This is a genomic window from Gelidibacter sp. (assembly GCF_035515035.1).
Classification (GTDB): domain Bacteria; phylum Bacteroidota; class Bacteroidia; order Flavobacteriales; family Flavobacteriaceae; genus Gelidibacter.
Genome location: NZ_DATJCA010000158.1, coordinates 15,859 through 32,503, shown reverse-complemented (window position 1 = coordinate 32,503; position 16,645 = coordinate 15,859). Strand labels below are relative to the sequence as shown.

Sequence of the window (16,645 nt, the reverse complement as noted above, 5' to 3'; positions counted from 1 at the left end):
GTCAACTTTAGGAAGCGAACGTACGGGACCGGACCTTACCAATATCGGGAAACGTCAACCTAGTGAAGATTGGCATTTGCTCCATTTGTACAATCCCAGAGCCGTAGTTCCGGCATCGGTAATGCCATCCTATCCTTGGCTCTTTAGAGAAGTGGACAGTGCCTATATGCCAAAAGATGCTAAAGTGGTAGCCGTTCCAAAGGCGTATTTCAATAAACCCGGTAAAAAAATAATCGCCTCTTATGATGCTTTACGTTTGGTTGATTATTTAAAATATCTGAAACAAACCGATATGCCAAGTGGTGATATTAATGACTTTATCCCTGCGTTGAAAAAAATCCAGGCGGCAAGAACGGAAGATGGAGGTCAGTCTTTGGATGGCGCCAAATTATATTCGCAAGTCTGCGCGGCCTGCCATCAAGATACCGGAAATGGTATTGTTGGCGCCTTTCCGTCTTTGGTTGGAAGCTCAATTGTAAACGATGACAATACGGAAACACTCATTAAGATCGTGATTCAAGGCTATAATGCACGTACCGACTATGGGGTCATGCCACCATTTGGCGACCAATTGAACGATGCGGAAATTGCAGCCATCCTCACCCATGAGCGAAGCAGTTGGGGCAATGATTCGGCACCGGTCACGGCAGACGATGTTGCAAAAGTGAGACAATATGTTGAAATGGAACTAAATAAATAAGCGATGAAAAAGAGATTTTTATTATTTACTTGGCTATTTTTCTTGGGACAGGCTATCACATTCGCTTGCGATATTTGCAAGGAGAATCAGCCCAAGGGATTTGAGAACATTACCCATGGCGCTGGACCTTCGGGAGATTTGGACTATTATATTATATGGGGCGCTGTAATTATAGTGTCATTTACACTTTTCTACAGCATTAAATATCTCATCAACCCAAACGAGAATGATCCTGATCATATAAAGAATATTGTTAGAAACGAAGGATTTTAAAATTATGGAAGACAACAGGAACATCACCGTTTTTTTAGACGACGATCCGAAACCGTTCGCATCATTTGCGCCACCGGTAAAAATTGTATTGGATACGACCAAAATTCCCGATGGAAAACATACATTAAAGATTGTCGCCAAATCCTCAAACAATGTGGAAGGGGTTCGTGAAATTCCTTTTATAGTGCGAAATGGGCCGGAAATTTCAGTTTTGGGATTAAAGGAGAATGAAATTGTAGATGCTCAAATACCCATTACGATAAATGCCTATGGAAGTGAAACCTCTGAATTTTTTATCATTCGCGGTTCGGAAACGCCAAAAGCGATTCCGGCATGGGTATGGGCACTTTTGATTATCGTTTTTGCGTTTGGTTTGTACTATCTGATTATGTACTGGGACCCTGACCTTTATAAATCGTCCTTTTAAATATGGAGAACGATATCTTTCACCTTAATGACATAAAACTTCTAGTAGATTCTTTCTACGATAAAGTACGTGATGATGCCCTCCTTGCGCCCATTTTTGAAGAAGTGATTCAAGATCGTTGGCCAGAACATTTGGAAAGAATGTATACGTTTTGGCAAACGGTTTTACTGGGTGAACATACATATATGGGAAGCCCCTTTCCGCCGCACGCAAAACTGCCGATAACAAAAGTACATTTTGACCGATGGTTGGAACTGTTTTTTAACACCATCCATGAAAATTTTGGAGGTGAAAAAGCAGAAGAAGCCAAATGGCGTGCCTCAAAAATGGCGGAAATATTTCAATTGAAAATCGGTAAGTACCAACAAATTAGTTGAGGACCTTTGATGTAAAGCCCTGAAATAAGAGCGGTGCTAATTTATTTCATTCTCTAAATACCAGATATCTCTTAATGAAAATTTAATTCGGATAGTTTTGTCCTAATTAAAAATATTTGTACCTTTACTGTGGGAGTTCAGAGTTCCAGGGTCTGAAGTTAATATTTTAGATAGAACACTTTAAACCTAATACATTAAACAGTATTCAGGAAGAAACCACAAATCACAAAACAAAATCCACATATGAAAACAGCATCATTAATAGATAACATTCAATACCACGAAACGCGGCCAACCATTCAAGTGTTGCTGGATACAGAAAACGGCAAGGAAATTAGGATCGCTTTTAAGAAGGACCAAGTCATGAAAGAACACAAAACGCCCTTTGCCATAGTGGTTGAGATTTTTGAAGGTTGTATTGATTTTGGTGTCAATGGAGAAGTTCACTCGTTAAATAGAGGCGATTTAATTTCGCTTAGCGGTGGCGTGCCCCATGACCTAACGGCGGTTAAAGATAGCATTGTAAGATTGAGTTTAAACAAAGGCGATAGTGCTAAACGTGTGGAAGATGTGGTTAAGGGGTCATAATAATAGAACATAGAATCAAGAATTAAGGAAAAATAACTTGTGAGGATTAGAGAAACTAAAAAAAGAATAGACCTCTCTTTTTACAGGCAGAAAATAAAGAAAAAATAATAAAAAAAAATCATGAAACGTACAGCTAATGCCGTATGGAACGGCTCTTTAAAAGAAGGAGAAGGAAAAATAACCACTCAAAACAAGGTATTGGACAAGGCACAATATTGTTTCAATTCCAGATTTGGCGAAGCCAAGAGTACTAATCCAGATGAATTGCTAGCAGCCGCTCATGCCGGATGCTTTGCGATGGCTTTAAGTCTTATTTTAGGAAAAGAAGGCTATACGCCTGACGCCCTAGATGTGTCTTCCGTAGTGACCATGGATGCCGATAAATTGGAACTTACAGGATCTCATTTAACGCTCAAAGCCAAAATTCCGAATATCACTCAGGATAAATTCATGGAATGTGCCAATGCCGCAAAGGACAATTGTCCCGTGAGCAAAGCCTTGAGTTTGGATATCACCATGGATGCCCAACTCCAATAGTCTAATAACACTAAAATATTTGAAAATGAACAACGCAACCGAATTAGCCCATAAAAAAGCAGATCTAGCCCCGAAACAAATAGAAGCCTGGCGGAATTTTAGCAAAACGGTTTTTGAGGCAGGGGCTCTGGATAAAAAAACGAAACAATTGATTGCGGTGGCTGTAGCGCACGTTACCCAATGTCCGTATTGCATTAAATCCCATACGCCGCAAGCCATGCGAAGTGGCGCAAGTAAGGAAGAGATTATGGAAGCTATTTGGGTTGCTGCTGCAGGCCGGGCAAGTGGAGCCTACACCCATGCCTCTATTGCAGTTGATGCTATGGAAGGAAATACCGAGGAGAAATTGTTTCCTACTGCCACTCCTGAAATGGCTCGGAAGAAAGCAGATTTGGCTCCAGCGCAAGTTGAGGCTTGGCGGACGTTCAGTAATTCTGTATTTAAAGCAGGCGCACTGGATGAAAAAACGAAACAACTTATCGCTCTTGGTGTTTCACATGTTACCCAATGTACAAATTGTATTAAGGGACACACAAAAACTGCAAAACTAAAAGGTGCAAGTAATGAACAAATGATGGAAGCCATTTGGGTGGCTTCAGAAATGCGCGCAGGTGCGGCATATGCCCATGGGTCTATTGCGATGGAGGAAATGGTAAAACTAGATCAGTAAATAAGTAAAACCCATTTAACAAAGGGCCATAACTGTGACATCTGTTTTATGAAGCATCTGTAGTGAGAGGTTTTTGATTCATGACTTAAGTTTCCATGGCGAAACTCTTAGTCCAAATAAAAAGATGAAAACAAATCATATAAAACGATAATGCGATGAATTTAATAGAAAACATAGTACGCTTTTTGCGAAAACCGGAAAGTGAAACCGAAGGCAAAACTCCAGAAGGAACATGTCCGGTGTGTTGGGGCTATCAGCAATACGATAAGAAGATCCGTGAGGTGTTCAAGGACAAACAAATAGATGTCAATAATCACAAGGGCAGTTATATGCGGATCCAAAAATTTGTGAAGAAATATATTGATGGCATTCGGCTAAAACAAGGTGAAACCAAGGATTGTCCGCACTGCATCACTCATTCGGCAGCGAATAATAATATGATTGTGAAGTAGTGATTATAAGAATTCATTTCAGTGCGGTTGCAATGAAGGTTTTCTTCTGTTCGGAGAATTTATAGATTAAATAAATAGACGTTATGGCCTCAGAAAGCTATGTCCTTGCATATATCAATGAATTTGAGAAAGAATGCAATGCACAATTCGAGGCGAATGAATATGACAGGTTGATGGCACTGCGTTTTGTAAATACTTTGAAGATTGGGGCGATTGCATAAGTTGGGCTTGGTGCGGAACCTGTCATATACAAATTTTGAAAGGCCATATTTATAAAATCATGGACCCCGACGAAAGGCACACACATTCCAAAATCCAAGACACTTCAGAAAACAGTGGCTTGGCCTGCCAAATTCCAGTCAATGCGGAATTGAATAATTTGGTTTTTAAGATCATGGAACGCACTTAAGCTTTAAATCACCTTTTTAATTGTTTTCATAGTAGCCTAGTATAGAAAGCGATTGGGACTTTTATCCTACTTATATACAGTGTGTTAAAGCTTGTGGACAGATAATGATTTTTCTCTAGAAAGATTAAGCCAAAAGAATTCGAAATACAAAACCTAATGCTCTTAAACCTTAATTTATCAACGTAGTCAATACACTTTATTATTTAAAAAATAGTCATGAAAAAACGATTGAATTACCAGGCCGTAGCCCCCGAAGCTTTAAAAGGAATGCTGGAACTTGAAAAATTTGTGGCCGGTTCTGGATTGGAACACAGTCTATATGAACTGGTGAAACTGCGAGCCTCACAAATAAACGGGTGCGCCTACTGCCTGGATATGCATAGCAAGGATGCGCGCAAAGCTGGAGAAACCGAGCAGCGTATTTACGCTTTGTCCGCTTGGAAGGAAACGCCATTTTATACGGAACGTGAACGTGCTGCATTGGCTTGGACGGAAGCCATGACCCTTATTTCTGCAAACGAGATCCCAGATGACTTATATCTGGAAGTAACCGAACATTTTACTGACAAAGAAGTGGTAGCCTTAACCATGGCCATTGTTGCCATTAATGGTTGGAACCGATTGGCCATTGGCTTTCGGGTAGCGCCAGGAAGCTATAATCCGAATAAAACTTTATCATCTTAAAAAAATCGAGCTATGGATCTTCATAATAAAATGGCAATTGTAACGGGAGCAAGCGGTGGGCTAGGTGCGGCAATTTCAGCAACATTAATCCAAAATGGTACAAAGGTCTATGGCCTTTCGCGCAACACACGAGCACTAGAATCGCTACAAAAAAAGTTGGGAAATCAATTCATTCCTATTCCTTTAGATATTTCCCATTATGAAGCCGTTAAAAGTTGGGTCAGCAAAACGTTTACAGAACACAACGCCCCCGATATTCTAATAAATAATGCTGGAGCAGGTGCGTTTGGTAAAATAGACGAGATGCCTACGGAAGAATGGGCCGCCATGATCAATACGAACTTGAATGGGCTATATTATATCACTTCCCAAGTGGTCACTTTGATGAAAAAGAAAAAAGAAGGGTCTCATATTATAAATATTGGTTCCATTTTAGGAAGTATGGGTCGGGCGGAAGGTGCTGCCTATTGCGCCACAAAATACGGTGTTCAGGGATTTAGCGATGCGTTATTCAAAGAACTTCGGTTTTTTAATATCAAAGTCACCTGCTTTAATCCTGGTTCCATTGATACCCATTTTTTTGAAAGTTCAGGCATAGACGCCCATACAAATATGCTACAACCTCATGATTTGGCGAATACCATAGTGCACATTCTACAGACGCCGGACAATATGCTGATTAGCGATATAACGATCCGTCCGTTAAATCCAAAAAATCCTGAGAAATAACAAAGTGGAATACTCCTCGTCATTATTTTCTTCACTAACCACATTGTTGGTCTCATGCAAAATTGAATTTGTTTATACTTCATTTTATTATTAAGAGTCGCACCTTATAATCTTTTAATATTTTTTAAAGTTCAAGGATTCCCATATTAACAAAATAATAGGAAGTTATGACTAGGAATAGGGTCATTTCTGTTCAATTTGTTCAGGAAACCCGCAAATTTTATCCACCTGCGTTAAAATTTTCTTAAATAAATTCTTTGTTAGATGAAATTAAATCAATAATATTGCATTATGTATAACATAATGCTTTTAGACATTAACGATTCAATTTTTAACTAATTCAAATTGTTTAATATGAGAAAAAGAGATTCCAATATCATTTATATGATATTTATTTTGCTTTTTGCCTTGCCAGTTTTAAGTTTTGGACAGGAAAAAGCAATCACGGGAACGGTAATTTCATCCGGAGATCAATTGCCTTTGGCTGGGGCCACGGTCATTATTAAAGGAACGAGTACCGGAACAACCACAGACTTTGATGGGAATTATTCCATGAATGCAAAAACGGGAGATGTTCTTGTATTTAGTTTTGTGGGGTTCAAAACGAATGAAGTTACTGTAGCAAACCAGAACACAATTAATGTATCGTTAACAGAAGATACAGCCATGTTGGATGAAATTGTTATTACAGGTTATGGTAAACAGAGCAGATCGCAATTGACCACATCAGTTTCAAAACTGGATACTCAAATCTTAGAAACGTCCACCCGCTCAAACGTAGCAACGGCCCTTCAAGGAACCATTGCAGGTTTAAGAGTCACCAACCAGACTGGGCAACCAGGTTCAACCCCACAAATCATTCTACGTGGCGGTACTAATTTTGACGGTACAGGATCTCCGTTAATATTAATTGATGGTATTCCGGGTTCATTCTATGCGTTAAATTCAGATGATATTGAGTCTATTGAAGTGTTAAAGGATGCAGCTGCAACCGCCATTTATGGAGCAAGATCTGCCAATGGTGTTGTCTTGGTAACTACCAAATCAGGTAAGGTTGGAAAATCTTCAATCAATTACCGCTATAAATATAGCTCTAACCACGAAAGAAACGACCAAAAATATTTAGGCGCTGCAGATCATATCAACTATAACAGACAAGCTATCGGTTGGTACAGACAAGCTGTAGGCGATCCAAATGCTTTTGCGGCGTTCGTAGACGGTGCCAACAGTATGGGAACGGGTAACAATGCTACCAACGATCCTTTTACCACCCAAATTTTGTCCTCGGCCAATAGCTATCTATTGAATCAACCAGGATGGCAATCTATTCCAGATATATTAAATCCAAGTCAGGAAATATTATTTTATGACGCTACGGATATTGCCGATCGCATTTATCAAAATAGTGCTTCAAAAGACCATTACTTGTCTTTTGATGGGGGCAATGAGAATGGTTCCTATTACTTAGGTTTGGGAGCGTTGGATAACGAAGGTTTAACTTTAGGTTCTGGATTTGAAAGATACTCGGGCAAATTTACCGGTTCTTATAAAATCATGGATAACTTTAGAGTTAATTCGAATATTTTATACTCACACTCCAGTTTAAACCGAGGTCCTTTGGGAAGTGACGATACGGTGTTTAGAAGATTCCAAGGTCAAGCACCAACCTCTAGAACTTACGATAGTAATGCTGATGGTACCTGGTCAGATCAATACGCGCCGGGTCAGAATCAAGGGTTTGGAAATCCACTTTATTACCAAGATAAATTTATCAGAGACAACTTAGAGCAGCGTTTGTCGGCTTCTGTTGGGATTGATTGGGAACTATTTAAAGACTTGACCCTTTCCATCACAGGAAGCCACTTTGCAGTGAACAATCACTATGAGAATTTTAATAAAGCTTACCGTACCGGTAGCAATACCAGTGTCTTGAGAACTACGCGTGAGGCCTCAGTAGAACTTCAAAGGACTCTAAGAAATCAATTGACTGGGACTTTGAATTATATGAAAAAATTTGGTGATCATAACTTTAATTTTTTGGTGGGAGGGGAATATTATAAGGACAACTATTTTAATACCTACTCTGGTACTAGAAATTCTCCCTCAGATTTAATTTATACGCTTAATGCAGGTGCAGAAGCCGACGGCATCCCATATAGCTTTGAAACGGAATATGTGATTGTGTCCACATTCGGACGTGTGCTGTATGACTATGATGACCGCTATTTATTTGGTTTCACTTATAGATATGATGGATCTTCAAGATTAGGGAATAACAAATATGATTTTTTCCCAGGAGTTTCTGCGGGATGGAATGTACACAACGAGGAGTTTTTTAAGGATTCTTCAGTTAATAATATCATCACCCGATTAAAACCAAGATTGAGTTATGGAGTCAATGGTAACCAAGATGTTTTAAGTAATTACGGCGTGTATGGTGCGTACGGACAAGACAAAGATGCGAACGGAAACCTCATCTTTCCTTATGTGTATAATGGACAAATGGGATATGCAAATACGCTTTTACCAACGCCGGATCTGGTCTGGGAAAAATCCACCACCTTCAACGTTGGATTGGATGTCTCGTTTTTTGATAATAGACTTTCTATAATTGCCGATGTGTATGCAAGGGACATTAAAGATAAATTGGCCAACTTGACCCTGCCTTACTATACCGGATTTAGTAGTATCCTAACAAATAACGGAACCATCAGAAACAAAGGTTTTGAGATGCAGATAAATGGGGATATAATTAGAAATGAAGATTTGACCTGGAATGTGGGGACTACTTTTTCAATGAATAAAAATTATGTCATCAAGCTTCCTGAAAATGATAACCCTTTAAACAGACAAGGCGGTACACTCATTTGGAACGCCGCAACAGGTCAGGAAGAATGGGTTGGGGGTTATCAAGAGGGCCAACGTTCTGGTCACGATCTTGTAGTCGCTTTTGAACAGCAAGGAGTTTACGCTACACAGGCTGAGGCCGATGCTGATAATGGCATTTCCGACAGTTATATGCCAGTAGCAAGCCGTAACAAACGTTGGGCTGGAGATGTGAAGTGGAAAGATCAAAATGGCGATGGGGTTATTGACGGTCTTGACAGAAAAGTAATTGGACGTACTACTCCTGATTTTGTTGGCGGTATTACCACGAGCCTAAGATATAAAGGATTTAATCTCTTTGTAAAAACGGATTTTGCCACAGGGCATTTAGTTTGGAACCATATCAACAATAAAGGCTATGGTCAAACCCAAGGTAACTTGGCGCAACCAGTAGTGGTAGGCGATTCTTGGACGCCAACCAATACAGATACCGATTGGCCTCGATTTGTTTTTGTTAACGGAACAAAAAACGTTTGGAGAGCTGGTGAGGACGTCGCAGGTCTACAAAATTATGGAAACGAAAAATTCTGGGAGAAGGGAGACTACCTAGCACTGCGTGAAGTTACTCTCAGCTATGACTTGCCAACAGAATATTTTAAAGGTGTTTTTCAAAGATTCAGCATTTTCGCAACGGGTACTAACTTACATTATTTTAAGAGCATGACCGGTGATACACCTGAAATTGGTGGGATACAATATGGTGCATTCCCAGTGCCAAGAACATTTACTCTCGGTCTTAACGTAACATTTTAAATTTTTAGAAAATGAAAAAGTATATATACATATTGATAGCGGCAATGACCTTAAGTGCGTGTTCAGACGAGCTTGAGTTATCGAGTCCGAGCGAATTGACAGCGCAAGGTTTCTGGAGTACTGAAGAAGGTGCTAAAACAGCACAAACAGGCTTGTACGCCAACTTGAGAGCATCAGCAAGTAATTTGTGGTTATTGGGAGAGATGCGAAGTGATATTTGGGGAGGCCGTACTTTTGAGTCACCTTTTGACGAAAACTTGATTGAATCCAATATTACGGTGTCCACAGCCCCTTTTGGAGGTTGGGCTGGACTTTATACAAGAATACATAGAGTTAATGATTTTATTGTAAACTTACCAGAAGTACCATTTACCGATGAGTCTGAAAAAGGACATTTAATGGGTCAAGCCTATGGGTTAAGAGCTTTGTACTATTACACACTTTTAAAAACTTGGGGAGCTGTGCCAATTGTTTTAGAGCCATTGACCGAAGTGGATCCTGTTGGACTCAGTAAACCAAGATCACCTCAAGCCGATGTCATGGCGCAAATTAAGTCTGATTTGGCAGCATCTTTAAGTTCTTTTGGATCGGATGATAGCTTTTGGGAAGGCAAAAAAATATACTGGTCAAAAGCAGCAACTTTAGCACTTAAAGGGGATGTTTATATTTGGTCTGGTAACTTACTCGGAGGGGGCACTGCGGATTTCACCGAGGCTAAAACGGCATTACAACAAATCGCTTCCTTTGGAATAAGCTTGGAACCTAGTCTTTCAACTTTGTGGGGTGTGGAGAATGAAGGCAACAACGAATTTATTTTTGCCATTGATTATAAGCAAGATGAAGCTTCTAACTTTTATAATAGCTTGACCGGTAGAAGCACAGAAATCAATCCGCAGTTTAATGACGCAGGGCAAGCGATGACCAATTTTATTGTTGATGGCGCCAACCGTTATGGACAGTCTGAAAAAACAATTTTGTTGTTGGATGATAATAAGGACAGTAGGAAAGATGCCACTTTTATAAGATTGTATACGGATAACAATGGTGGTTTAGGTTATCCTACTTATAATGCGAATAAATACTTCGGTTCCATATTTAATAAGTTTTTTGGAAGAGTCGATGGTTCAACTCGCATCTTTGAAAATAACGTGCCATTATACAGATACGCAGATGTCTTGTTGCTATTGGCCGAAGCGAAAAATTTCTTAGGTGAAGATCCTTCAGGAGAGATTAACCAAATTCGCGCAAGAGCTTTAGGCACGAATTATACTATAGCGGATGCCTACGTTAACAGTACGCCAACAGCCAATGCCAACGCTATTTTAAATGAGCGCTACAAAGAATTTATTGGAGAAGGTAAAAGATGGTGGGATTTACGACGCGCCGGAAATAGTTTTGTCATCGATAACATTAGTTTTTTAAATCCTGGTGACGAGTATAAATTATTATTGCCTATCACTCAGGATATGATCGGAAGAAACCCATTATTAGACCAAACTCCGGGATATAATTAGTTGAGTGATTTTTGCTAGAGTTAGCCAAAAAGAGGGTTTTGTTAAAAAACTCAACCCTCTTTTTTTTAGTGAAACCCAAAACTCAGAAGCGAAGCGCATAGAGTTTTGATGGATGAACTAATCCCACTCGCGATAGCAATCGGGAGAACAGGATTTACTAATTTCACCAGTTTAAAAATAAAATCTACGACAAATTATAACTTATGAAGATAAAGAATTTAATAGCAGCTACTTATGCGCCTATGCACCCCGATGGTTCATTAAACACAAGTATCATCCCGGAGTATGGTAAGTTTTTGGTCAGAAATAAAGTCGCAGGTGTCTTTATGAATGGCTCCACGGGAGATTTTGTATCATTATCTACAGACGAACGGAAGGAAATAACCATAGCTTGGTCTCAAAATAAAACGTCTGATCTTTATCTCATCGATCACGTTGGCGATCCAAGTTTAAAAGTGTCCATGGACTTGGCAACCCACGCCGCGGATAAAGTAGATGCCATAGCGGTATTGGCACCATATTACTTTAAACTGAACACCATAGAAAAGTTGGTTTGCTATTGTAAGGAGGTGGCTGCATGCGCACCTAACTTACCGTTTTATTATTACCATATCCCAGTTTTAAGTGGTGCAAATTTGAATATGCTTGACTTTTTAAAGGTGGCATCCAAAGAAATCCCAAATTTGGAGGGCATCAAATTTACCAACAACAATTTAATTGATTTCATGCATTGCAAACATTTTGAAGATGGGAAGTTCAATATCCTTTTCGGATTTGACGAAATTTTCCTTGCGAGTTTGCCATTGGGAGCAGATGGATGGGTAGGAAGTACCTACAATCAACTGGCACCTTTATACTATAAAATAAAAACCTTGTTTGAAGCGGGAAAAATGTCCGAAGCGGCAGAATTACAAAGAAAAGCCATTCGCTTTGTTGAAATTTTGGATGGTCACGGCGGGTTTAACGGCGTTGCAAAAGGCTTTATGAAAACCTTTGGCATCGACTGTGGACCGAGCAGATTTCCGCATACAACTTTAGGAGACGATGCTTACAATGGCATCAAAAAAGAATTGGATGCTATTGGGTTATTGGAACATTTGAGTGGTTAGTATGAGTTTTTCATTTTGAAAGAAACCAGGTTTGAATGCCCTTTCGAGCTTGGTTTTTTTATCTTAAACAATTAAATATGATATTGGATAAACTCGAAAATGCAAACCTTTATAAAGGTATTCATCCCGGGATTGAAAAGGCTTTAAATTATATTGAAAGCACCAATTTCAATGATTTGCCTATCGGGAAACACGAGATTGAAGGAATTGATCTTTTTGTCATTTTTAAGGAGTATGAAACCAAGCCGGTTGACGGGAACCTATTGGAATCACATCGTGAATATATCGATGTTCAATATATGGTTGAAGGTGTCGAGCGAATGGGGGTCACGATGCATACCGGTCAAGTGCCTAAAAAAGAGTATGATGCTGTTGACGACTATATGTTGTTTGATGAACCGTATGATATTGTTACGGTGAATAAAGGGATGTTCGCTATCTTTTTTCCTGACGATATTCACATGCCGGATATCACTACTGGCGAGCCGTCAAGTGTGAAAAAAGCGGTTTTTAAAGTTAAAATTCGGCATTCCTAAGCACCCTGTCAAAATGGGGTTCCAAATGACGCGCCAGTCCTTTTCTGAATTTTTCTTTATTGCCTTCTTTAAGATAGTTCAAAAGTTCACGATGGGTTACGAATTTCTTTTTGTACATATAGGTTTTGGCGTCATCCAATTTGTGGTCATGGACATACTGGAAAACCGGAAGCAAGATGTTTTGAAGTCTGTGTAGGGTTTTATTTCCCGACATCTCGTAGAGTTTGCCATGAAAAGCAACTTCGTTTTTCAGGCTAAACACGTGAGATTCTATTTTGCCTTTTTCCATTTGGTCAACAATGTTGCCAAGCTCCACAAGGTCTTCGTCTGTTTTTCGCGCAAAAACCAAATCGACCATGCCCATTTCCATAATTAAACGCAATTCAAAAATATCCTTTAAGGTATCATCACCCACCAGATTGGTCTCCATTATTTTCTCAAAATTCTCAATAAAGTCTGGTTGTGAAAGGACCATGCCTTTATGTTTTTTGGAATCGATAATCCCAATGGTGCGAAGTCTGGTCAATGCTTCCCTAACCACCGTCCGGCTCACCCCAAGTGCCTCTGCAAACTCCATCTCCTTTGGGATGGTGTCGCCTACTTCAAGCTTGTTGGATTTGATATATTCTGTAATACTGATCTCTACCTTGTCAACTAAACTTAAATTGGTTAACGGTTTAAGGCCTACGCGGTTTTTCATGCTAATTTAATTTGTACAAATGTAATTTATAAATCTAATTTCATTAAGTTTGTATTATGTATAACATATTACGTAAATATAATAGTTTACGCGAATAAAATGCGTTTAATTTTCAAGAAATAACTATTTAAATGAAATATACATCACTCTACAAAAATACACTTCTAAATGATATTGTTCCATTTTGGGAAAAAAACAGCATCGATTTAGAGTATGGAGGCTATTTTACCTGCTTGGATACAAAGGGAAACGTGTATGATTCGGATAAGTTCATGTGGCTCCAAGGACGGCAGGCTTGGACATTTTCCATGCTTTATAATACCGTTGAAAAGAATGATAATTGGTTGAAGATGGCCAAGCATGGCATTGATTTTATTATCGAACATGGAATGGATAAGGATGGCAACTTCTATTTCTCAACTACAAAAGAAGGAAACCCCTTAGTGCAACCATATAATATTTTTTCCGATTGTTTTGCGGCTATGGCGTTTAGCCAATATGCCATCGCTTCAGGAGATAAAGAGGTGAAGGAACTCGCCAAGAAGACCTATCTCAATATCTTGAAAAAGAAGGACAATCCAAAAGGATCTTATGAGAAAACTACCGGAGAAAGACCCTTGAAAAGTTTTTCCCTACCAATGATTTTATCTAATTTAGTATTGGAACTTGAAGGTGTTTTAGATGAAGATGAGGTTAATAAAACCATCGATTTTAGCATCAATGAAGTCATGAATGTCTTTTTGGATGAAAAATCGGGCCTTATCTATGAATTTGTCCGTCCTGATGGCTCGCACGAGGATAGTTTTAATGGACGTCTAATAAATCCGGGTCACGGTATTGAGGCCATGTGGTTTATGATTGATATTGGAGTTAGAAGAAAAGATTCGAAACTTATAGAAAAAGCTGCAGATACCATTCTGCGGATTTTAGAATATAGTTGGGACGACAAACATGGAGGTATTTTTTATTTTATGGATGCCCTCGGGAAGCCGCCACAACAATTGGAATGGGATCAAAAACTCTGGTGGGTCCATTTGGAAGCCTTGGTAGCATTGGCTAAAGCTTATGAACACACGGGAAGAAAAGAGCTTATGGATTGGTATGAAAAAGTTCATGACTATGCATGGTCACATTTTTCAGATCCTAAGAACGGCGAATGGTTTGGCTATTTAAACAGGCAAGGTGACGTGTTATTGGATTTGAAAGGCGGAAAATGGAAAGGCTGTTTTCACGTTCCAAGAGCCATGTACCAATGTTGGAAAACTTTCGAACGTATTGAAAAATAAATTAAATCAGTGAACATGGGAAAAACCATAAGACCATACGTTTTGGCAGAAACCAATTGGAAATCGGTAAAGGAAACTATTTTTAGTGTTGCGGTTTTGCCCTGGGGTGCTACTGAAGCCCATAATTATCATTTGCCTTATGCAACGGATAATTATCAAGCCGAGTATGTCGCCATTGCCGCAGCAGAAAAAGCGTGGAACAAAAAGGCCAAAGTTATCGTACTGCCAACAATTCCTTTTGGGGTCAATACAGGACAAATGGATATTTCGTTATGTATGAATATGAACCCAAGTACTCAATATGCTGTTTTAAGAGATGTTGTTGAGGTTCTAAATGTACATGATATTAAGAAATTGGTCATTATCAATTCCCACGGGGGCAATAATTTCAAACAAATGATCAGGGAATTGAGTTTAGAATTTCCAAAAGTTTTTGTGTGTTCTATTAATTGGTGGCAGGCGGCCAATGCATCTGCTTATTTTGATGAACCGGGAGATCACGCAGGAGAATTAGAAACTTCTGCCATGCAACATATTGCGCCGCAATTAGTGTTGCCGTTGGATCAAGCTGGAAATGGAAGTGCGAAACAATTTAAACTCAAAGGTCTTAAAGAAGGTTGGGTGACGGCACAACGGCAATGGACACATGTCACCGAAGATACAGGTGTAGGAAACCCAAAGCTTGCCACCAAAAATAAAGGCACGGCATTTTTAGAAGAGGTGACCCAAAATGTGGCTGAGTTTTTTGAAGAGTTGCATCATGCGGACCTTTATAATATGTACGAATAAATAATTTAAAGTCTATAAATATGAAAAAACTAATCGTAGTACTCATCTCGGTACTCCTTTCTAATTGCGGTGTAAAAACCCAAAAATCTGACATAAACGATGGTGCGCCGGTATTTCAAGATTTGTTCAACACCTCTATGACTGAGGGAGTAGAATGTTACCGCATCCCGGCCATCATAACCGCTCCCAATGGCGATGTCATCGCTGCTATAGACGAGCGTGTTCCAGGTTGTGGCGATTTAAAATGGAGTAGAGATATCAATATTATCATAAGACGAAGCGCGGACAATGGTAAAACTTGGTCCAATATAGAAACGGTAGTGGATTTTCCTGATGGGCAATCGGCTTCAGATCCGTCCTTGATCGTGGATCACGTCACCAATGAAATCTTCTTGTTCTACAATTTTATGAATTTGGATACCGAAAAAGATATTTATTATCTACACGTTGTAAAAAGTGCCGACAACGGTAAAACATGGAGCAAGCCGGAAGATATCACCTCTCAAATTGCAAAACCGGAATGGCATAAGGATTTTAAATTTATAACATCAGGCCGAGGAATCCAAACACGCTCTGGGAAATTATTGCACACGATGGTGAATTTAAATAGCGGACTGCATTTGTTTGGAAGTGATGACCACGGTAAAACTTGGTATTTTATTGACACGCCTATCCAGCCTGCAGACGAATCAAAAGTCATCCAACTTGCTGATGGGTCGTTAATGATCAATGCAAGAGTCAACGGGAAAGGCATGCGTTATGTACACACCTCAACTGATGAAGGTAAAACATGGACCACTAAAGAAGCACCAGAGTTAATTGATCCAGGATGTAATGCCAGTATCATTCGCTATACTTCCGTGGAAGATGGTTACGACAAAAACAGACTTTTGTTTTCTAATGCCAAATCCGAAAAAGGTCGTGTCAATATGACGGTGCGCATAAGTTACGACGAAGGTAAAACCTGGACCGAAGGCAAAACTATTTACGAAGGTCCTTCGGCATATTCAGATATGACCATCCTTGCAAATGGCGATATCGGATTGTTTTTTGAACAGGACGAGTATACTAAAAATCCGTTTGTAAGCTTTTCTTTGGATTGGTTAACAGATGGCAAGGATAGTTATAAGAAAGCGAAAAATTAGTTCTGAATTTTAGACCTTTTCAGACCTGAAAGGTTTTTACCTGTCCGCCGAAGGAGGAAAACCTGTTAGGTCTGATCATGG

Annotated in this window: 20 protein-coding genes; 19 read left to right on the top strand and 1 reads right to left on the bottom strand. The window is 39.4% G+C overall.

What is annotated here, in order from left to right; all coding sequences use genetic code 11:
- From VLZ86_RS13330 to VLZ86_RS13255, 16 genes are all read left to right on the top strand, one after another.
- A partial coding sequence (locus tag VLZ86_RS13330; protein ID WP_325452143.1) for a cbb3-type cytochrome c oxidase subunit II occupies positions 1-700 on the top strand: 700 nt, incomplete at its 5' end.
- 3 nt (positions 701-703) lie between these two features.
- Positions 704-973 carry a hypothetical protein gene (locus VLZ86_RS13325; RefSeq protein WP_325452141.1) on the top strand — a complete coding sequence of 90 codons (270 nt, stop codon included), beginning with the start codon at positions 704-706 and terminating at the stop codon, positions 971-973.
- Positions 974-977: 4 nt separating this feature from the next.
- Positions 978-1,400, top strand: a complete 423-nt coding sequence (locus VLZ86_RS13320) for a cytochrome C (RefSeq protein WP_325452139.1) — start codon at positions 978-980, stop codon at positions 1,398-1,400.
- 2 nt (positions 1,401-1,402) lie between these two features.
- The gene (locus VLZ86_RS13315; protein ID WP_325452138.1) at positions 1,403-1,777 is read left to right on the top strand and encodes a group III truncated hemoglobin; all 375 of its coding nucleotides are present in this window, start codon (positions 1,403-1,405) and stop codon (positions 1,775-1,777) included.
- A gap of 243 nt (positions 1,778-2,020) precedes the next feature.
- On the top strand, positions 2,021-2,365 hold the full coding sequence (locus VLZ86_RS13310) for a cupin domain-containing protein (RefSeq protein WP_325452135.1): 345 nt from the start codon (positions 2,021-2,023) through the stop codon (positions 2,363-2,365).
- A gap of 120 nt (positions 2,366-2,485) precedes the next feature.
- Complete coding sequence (locus tag VLZ86_RS13305; RefSeq protein ID WP_325452133.1) at positions 2,486-2,902, top strand: OsmC family protein; 417 nt, start codon at positions 2,486-2,488, stop codon at positions 2,900-2,902.
- 25 nt (positions 2,903-2,927) lie between these two features.
- A complete protein-coding gene (locus VLZ86_RS13300; RefSeq protein ID WP_325452131.1) occupies positions 2,928-3,572 on the top strand; it encodes a carboxymuconolactone decarboxylase family protein in 645 nt (214 codons plus the stop codon).
- Between the two features lie 155 nt (positions 3,573-3,727).
- Complete coding sequence (locus VLZ86_RS13295; RefSeq protein WP_325452129.1) at positions 3,728-4,024, top strand: hypothetical protein; 297 nt, start codon at positions 3,728-3,730, stop codon at positions 4,022-4,024.
- An 83-nt stretch (positions 4,025-4,107) separates the two neighbouring features.
- The gene (locus VLZ86_RS13290) at positions 4,108-4,245 is read left to right on the top strand and encodes a hypothetical protein (RefSeq protein WP_325452127.1); all 138 of its coding nucleotides are present in this window, start codon (positions 4,108-4,110) and stop codon (positions 4,243-4,245) included.
- On the top strand, positions 4,242-4,433 hold the full coding sequence (locus VLZ86_RS13285) for a 2Fe-2S iron-sulfur cluster-binding protein (RefSeq protein ID WP_325452147.1): 192 nt from the start codon (positions 4,242-4,244) through the stop codon (positions 4,431-4,433). The genes VLZ86_RS13290 and VLZ86_RS13285 overlap by 4 nt, the downstream gene beginning before the upstream one ends.
- Positions 4,434-4,649: 216 nt before the next feature.
- Complete coding sequence (locus VLZ86_RS13280; protein WP_325452125.1) at positions 4,650-5,117, top strand: carboxymuconolactone decarboxylase family protein; 468 nt, start codon at positions 4,650-4,652, stop codon at positions 5,115-5,117.
- A gap of 12 nt (positions 5,118-5,129) precedes the next feature.
- A complete protein-coding gene (locus VLZ86_RS13275; protein ID WP_325452123.1) occupies positions 5,130-5,846 on the top strand; it encodes an SDR family oxidoreductase in 717 nt (238 codons plus the stop codon).
- A 354-nt stretch (positions 5,847-6,200) separates the two neighbouring features.
- Positions 6,201-9,485 carry a TonB-dependent receptor gene (locus tag VLZ86_RS13270; protein WP_325452121.1) on the top strand — a complete coding sequence of 1,095 codons (3,285 nt, stop codon included), beginning with the start codon at positions 6,201-6,203 and terminating at the stop codon, positions 9,483-9,485.
- An 11-nt stretch (positions 9,486-9,496) separates the two neighbouring features.
- Positions 9,497-10,999 carry a RagB/SusD family nutrient uptake outer membrane protein gene (locus VLZ86_RS13265; protein ID WP_325452119.1) on the top strand — a complete coding sequence of 501 codons (1,503 nt, stop codon included), beginning with the start codon at positions 9,497-9,499 and terminating at the stop codon, positions 10,997-10,999.
- Between the two features lie 203 nt (positions 11,000-11,202).
- Positions 11,203-12,108, top strand: a complete 906-nt coding sequence (locus tag VLZ86_RS13260) for a dihydrodipicolinate synthase family protein (RefSeq protein WP_325452117.1) — start codon at positions 11,203-11,205, stop codon at positions 12,106-12,108.
- A 77-nt stretch (positions 12,109-12,185) separates the two neighbouring features.
- Positions 12,186-12,644, top strand: a complete 459-nt coding sequence (locus VLZ86_RS13255) for a YhcH/YjgK/YiaL family protein (protein WP_325452115.1) — start codon at positions 12,186-12,188, stop codon at positions 12,642-12,644.
- Here the strand turns inward: VLZ86_RS13255 and VLZ86_RS13250 are convergent.
- Complete coding sequence (locus VLZ86_RS13250) at positions 12,625-13,344, bottom strand: FadR/GntR family transcriptional regulator (RefSeq protein WP_325452113.1); 720 nt, start codon at positions 13,342-13,344, stop codon at positions 12,625-12,627. The genes VLZ86_RS13255 and VLZ86_RS13250 overlap by 20 nt on opposite strands.
- A 131-nt stretch (positions 13,345-13,475) precedes the next feature.
- On the opposite strand from VLZ86_RS13250, the gene VLZ86_RS13245 reads away from it, so the two are divergent.
- The 3 genes from VLZ86_RS13245 to VLZ86_RS13235 are packed head-to-tail and all read left to right on the top strand — an operon-like array spanning position 13,476 to position 16,564.
- Positions 13,476-14,630 carry an AGE family epimerase/isomerase gene (locus VLZ86_RS13245; protein WP_325452112.1) on the top strand — a complete coding sequence of 385 codons (1,155 nt, stop codon included), beginning with the start codon at positions 13,476-13,478 and terminating at the stop codon, positions 14,628-14,630.
- Between the two features lie 15 nt (positions 14,631-14,645).
- Positions 14,646-15,419 carry a creatininase family protein gene (locus tag VLZ86_RS13240; RefSeq protein WP_325452110.1) on the top strand — a complete coding sequence of 258 codons (774 nt, stop codon included), beginning with the start codon at positions 14,646-14,648 and terminating at the stop codon, positions 15,417-15,419.
- Between the two features lie 20 nt (positions 15,420-15,439).
- Positions 15,440-16,564: a sialidase family protein gene (locus tag VLZ86_RS13235; RefSeq protein ID WP_325452108.1), complete on the top strand. Its 1,125-nt coding sequence runs from the start codon at positions 15,440-15,442 to the stop codon at positions 16,562-16,564.
- Positions 16,565-16,645 lie beyond the last annotated feature (81 nt).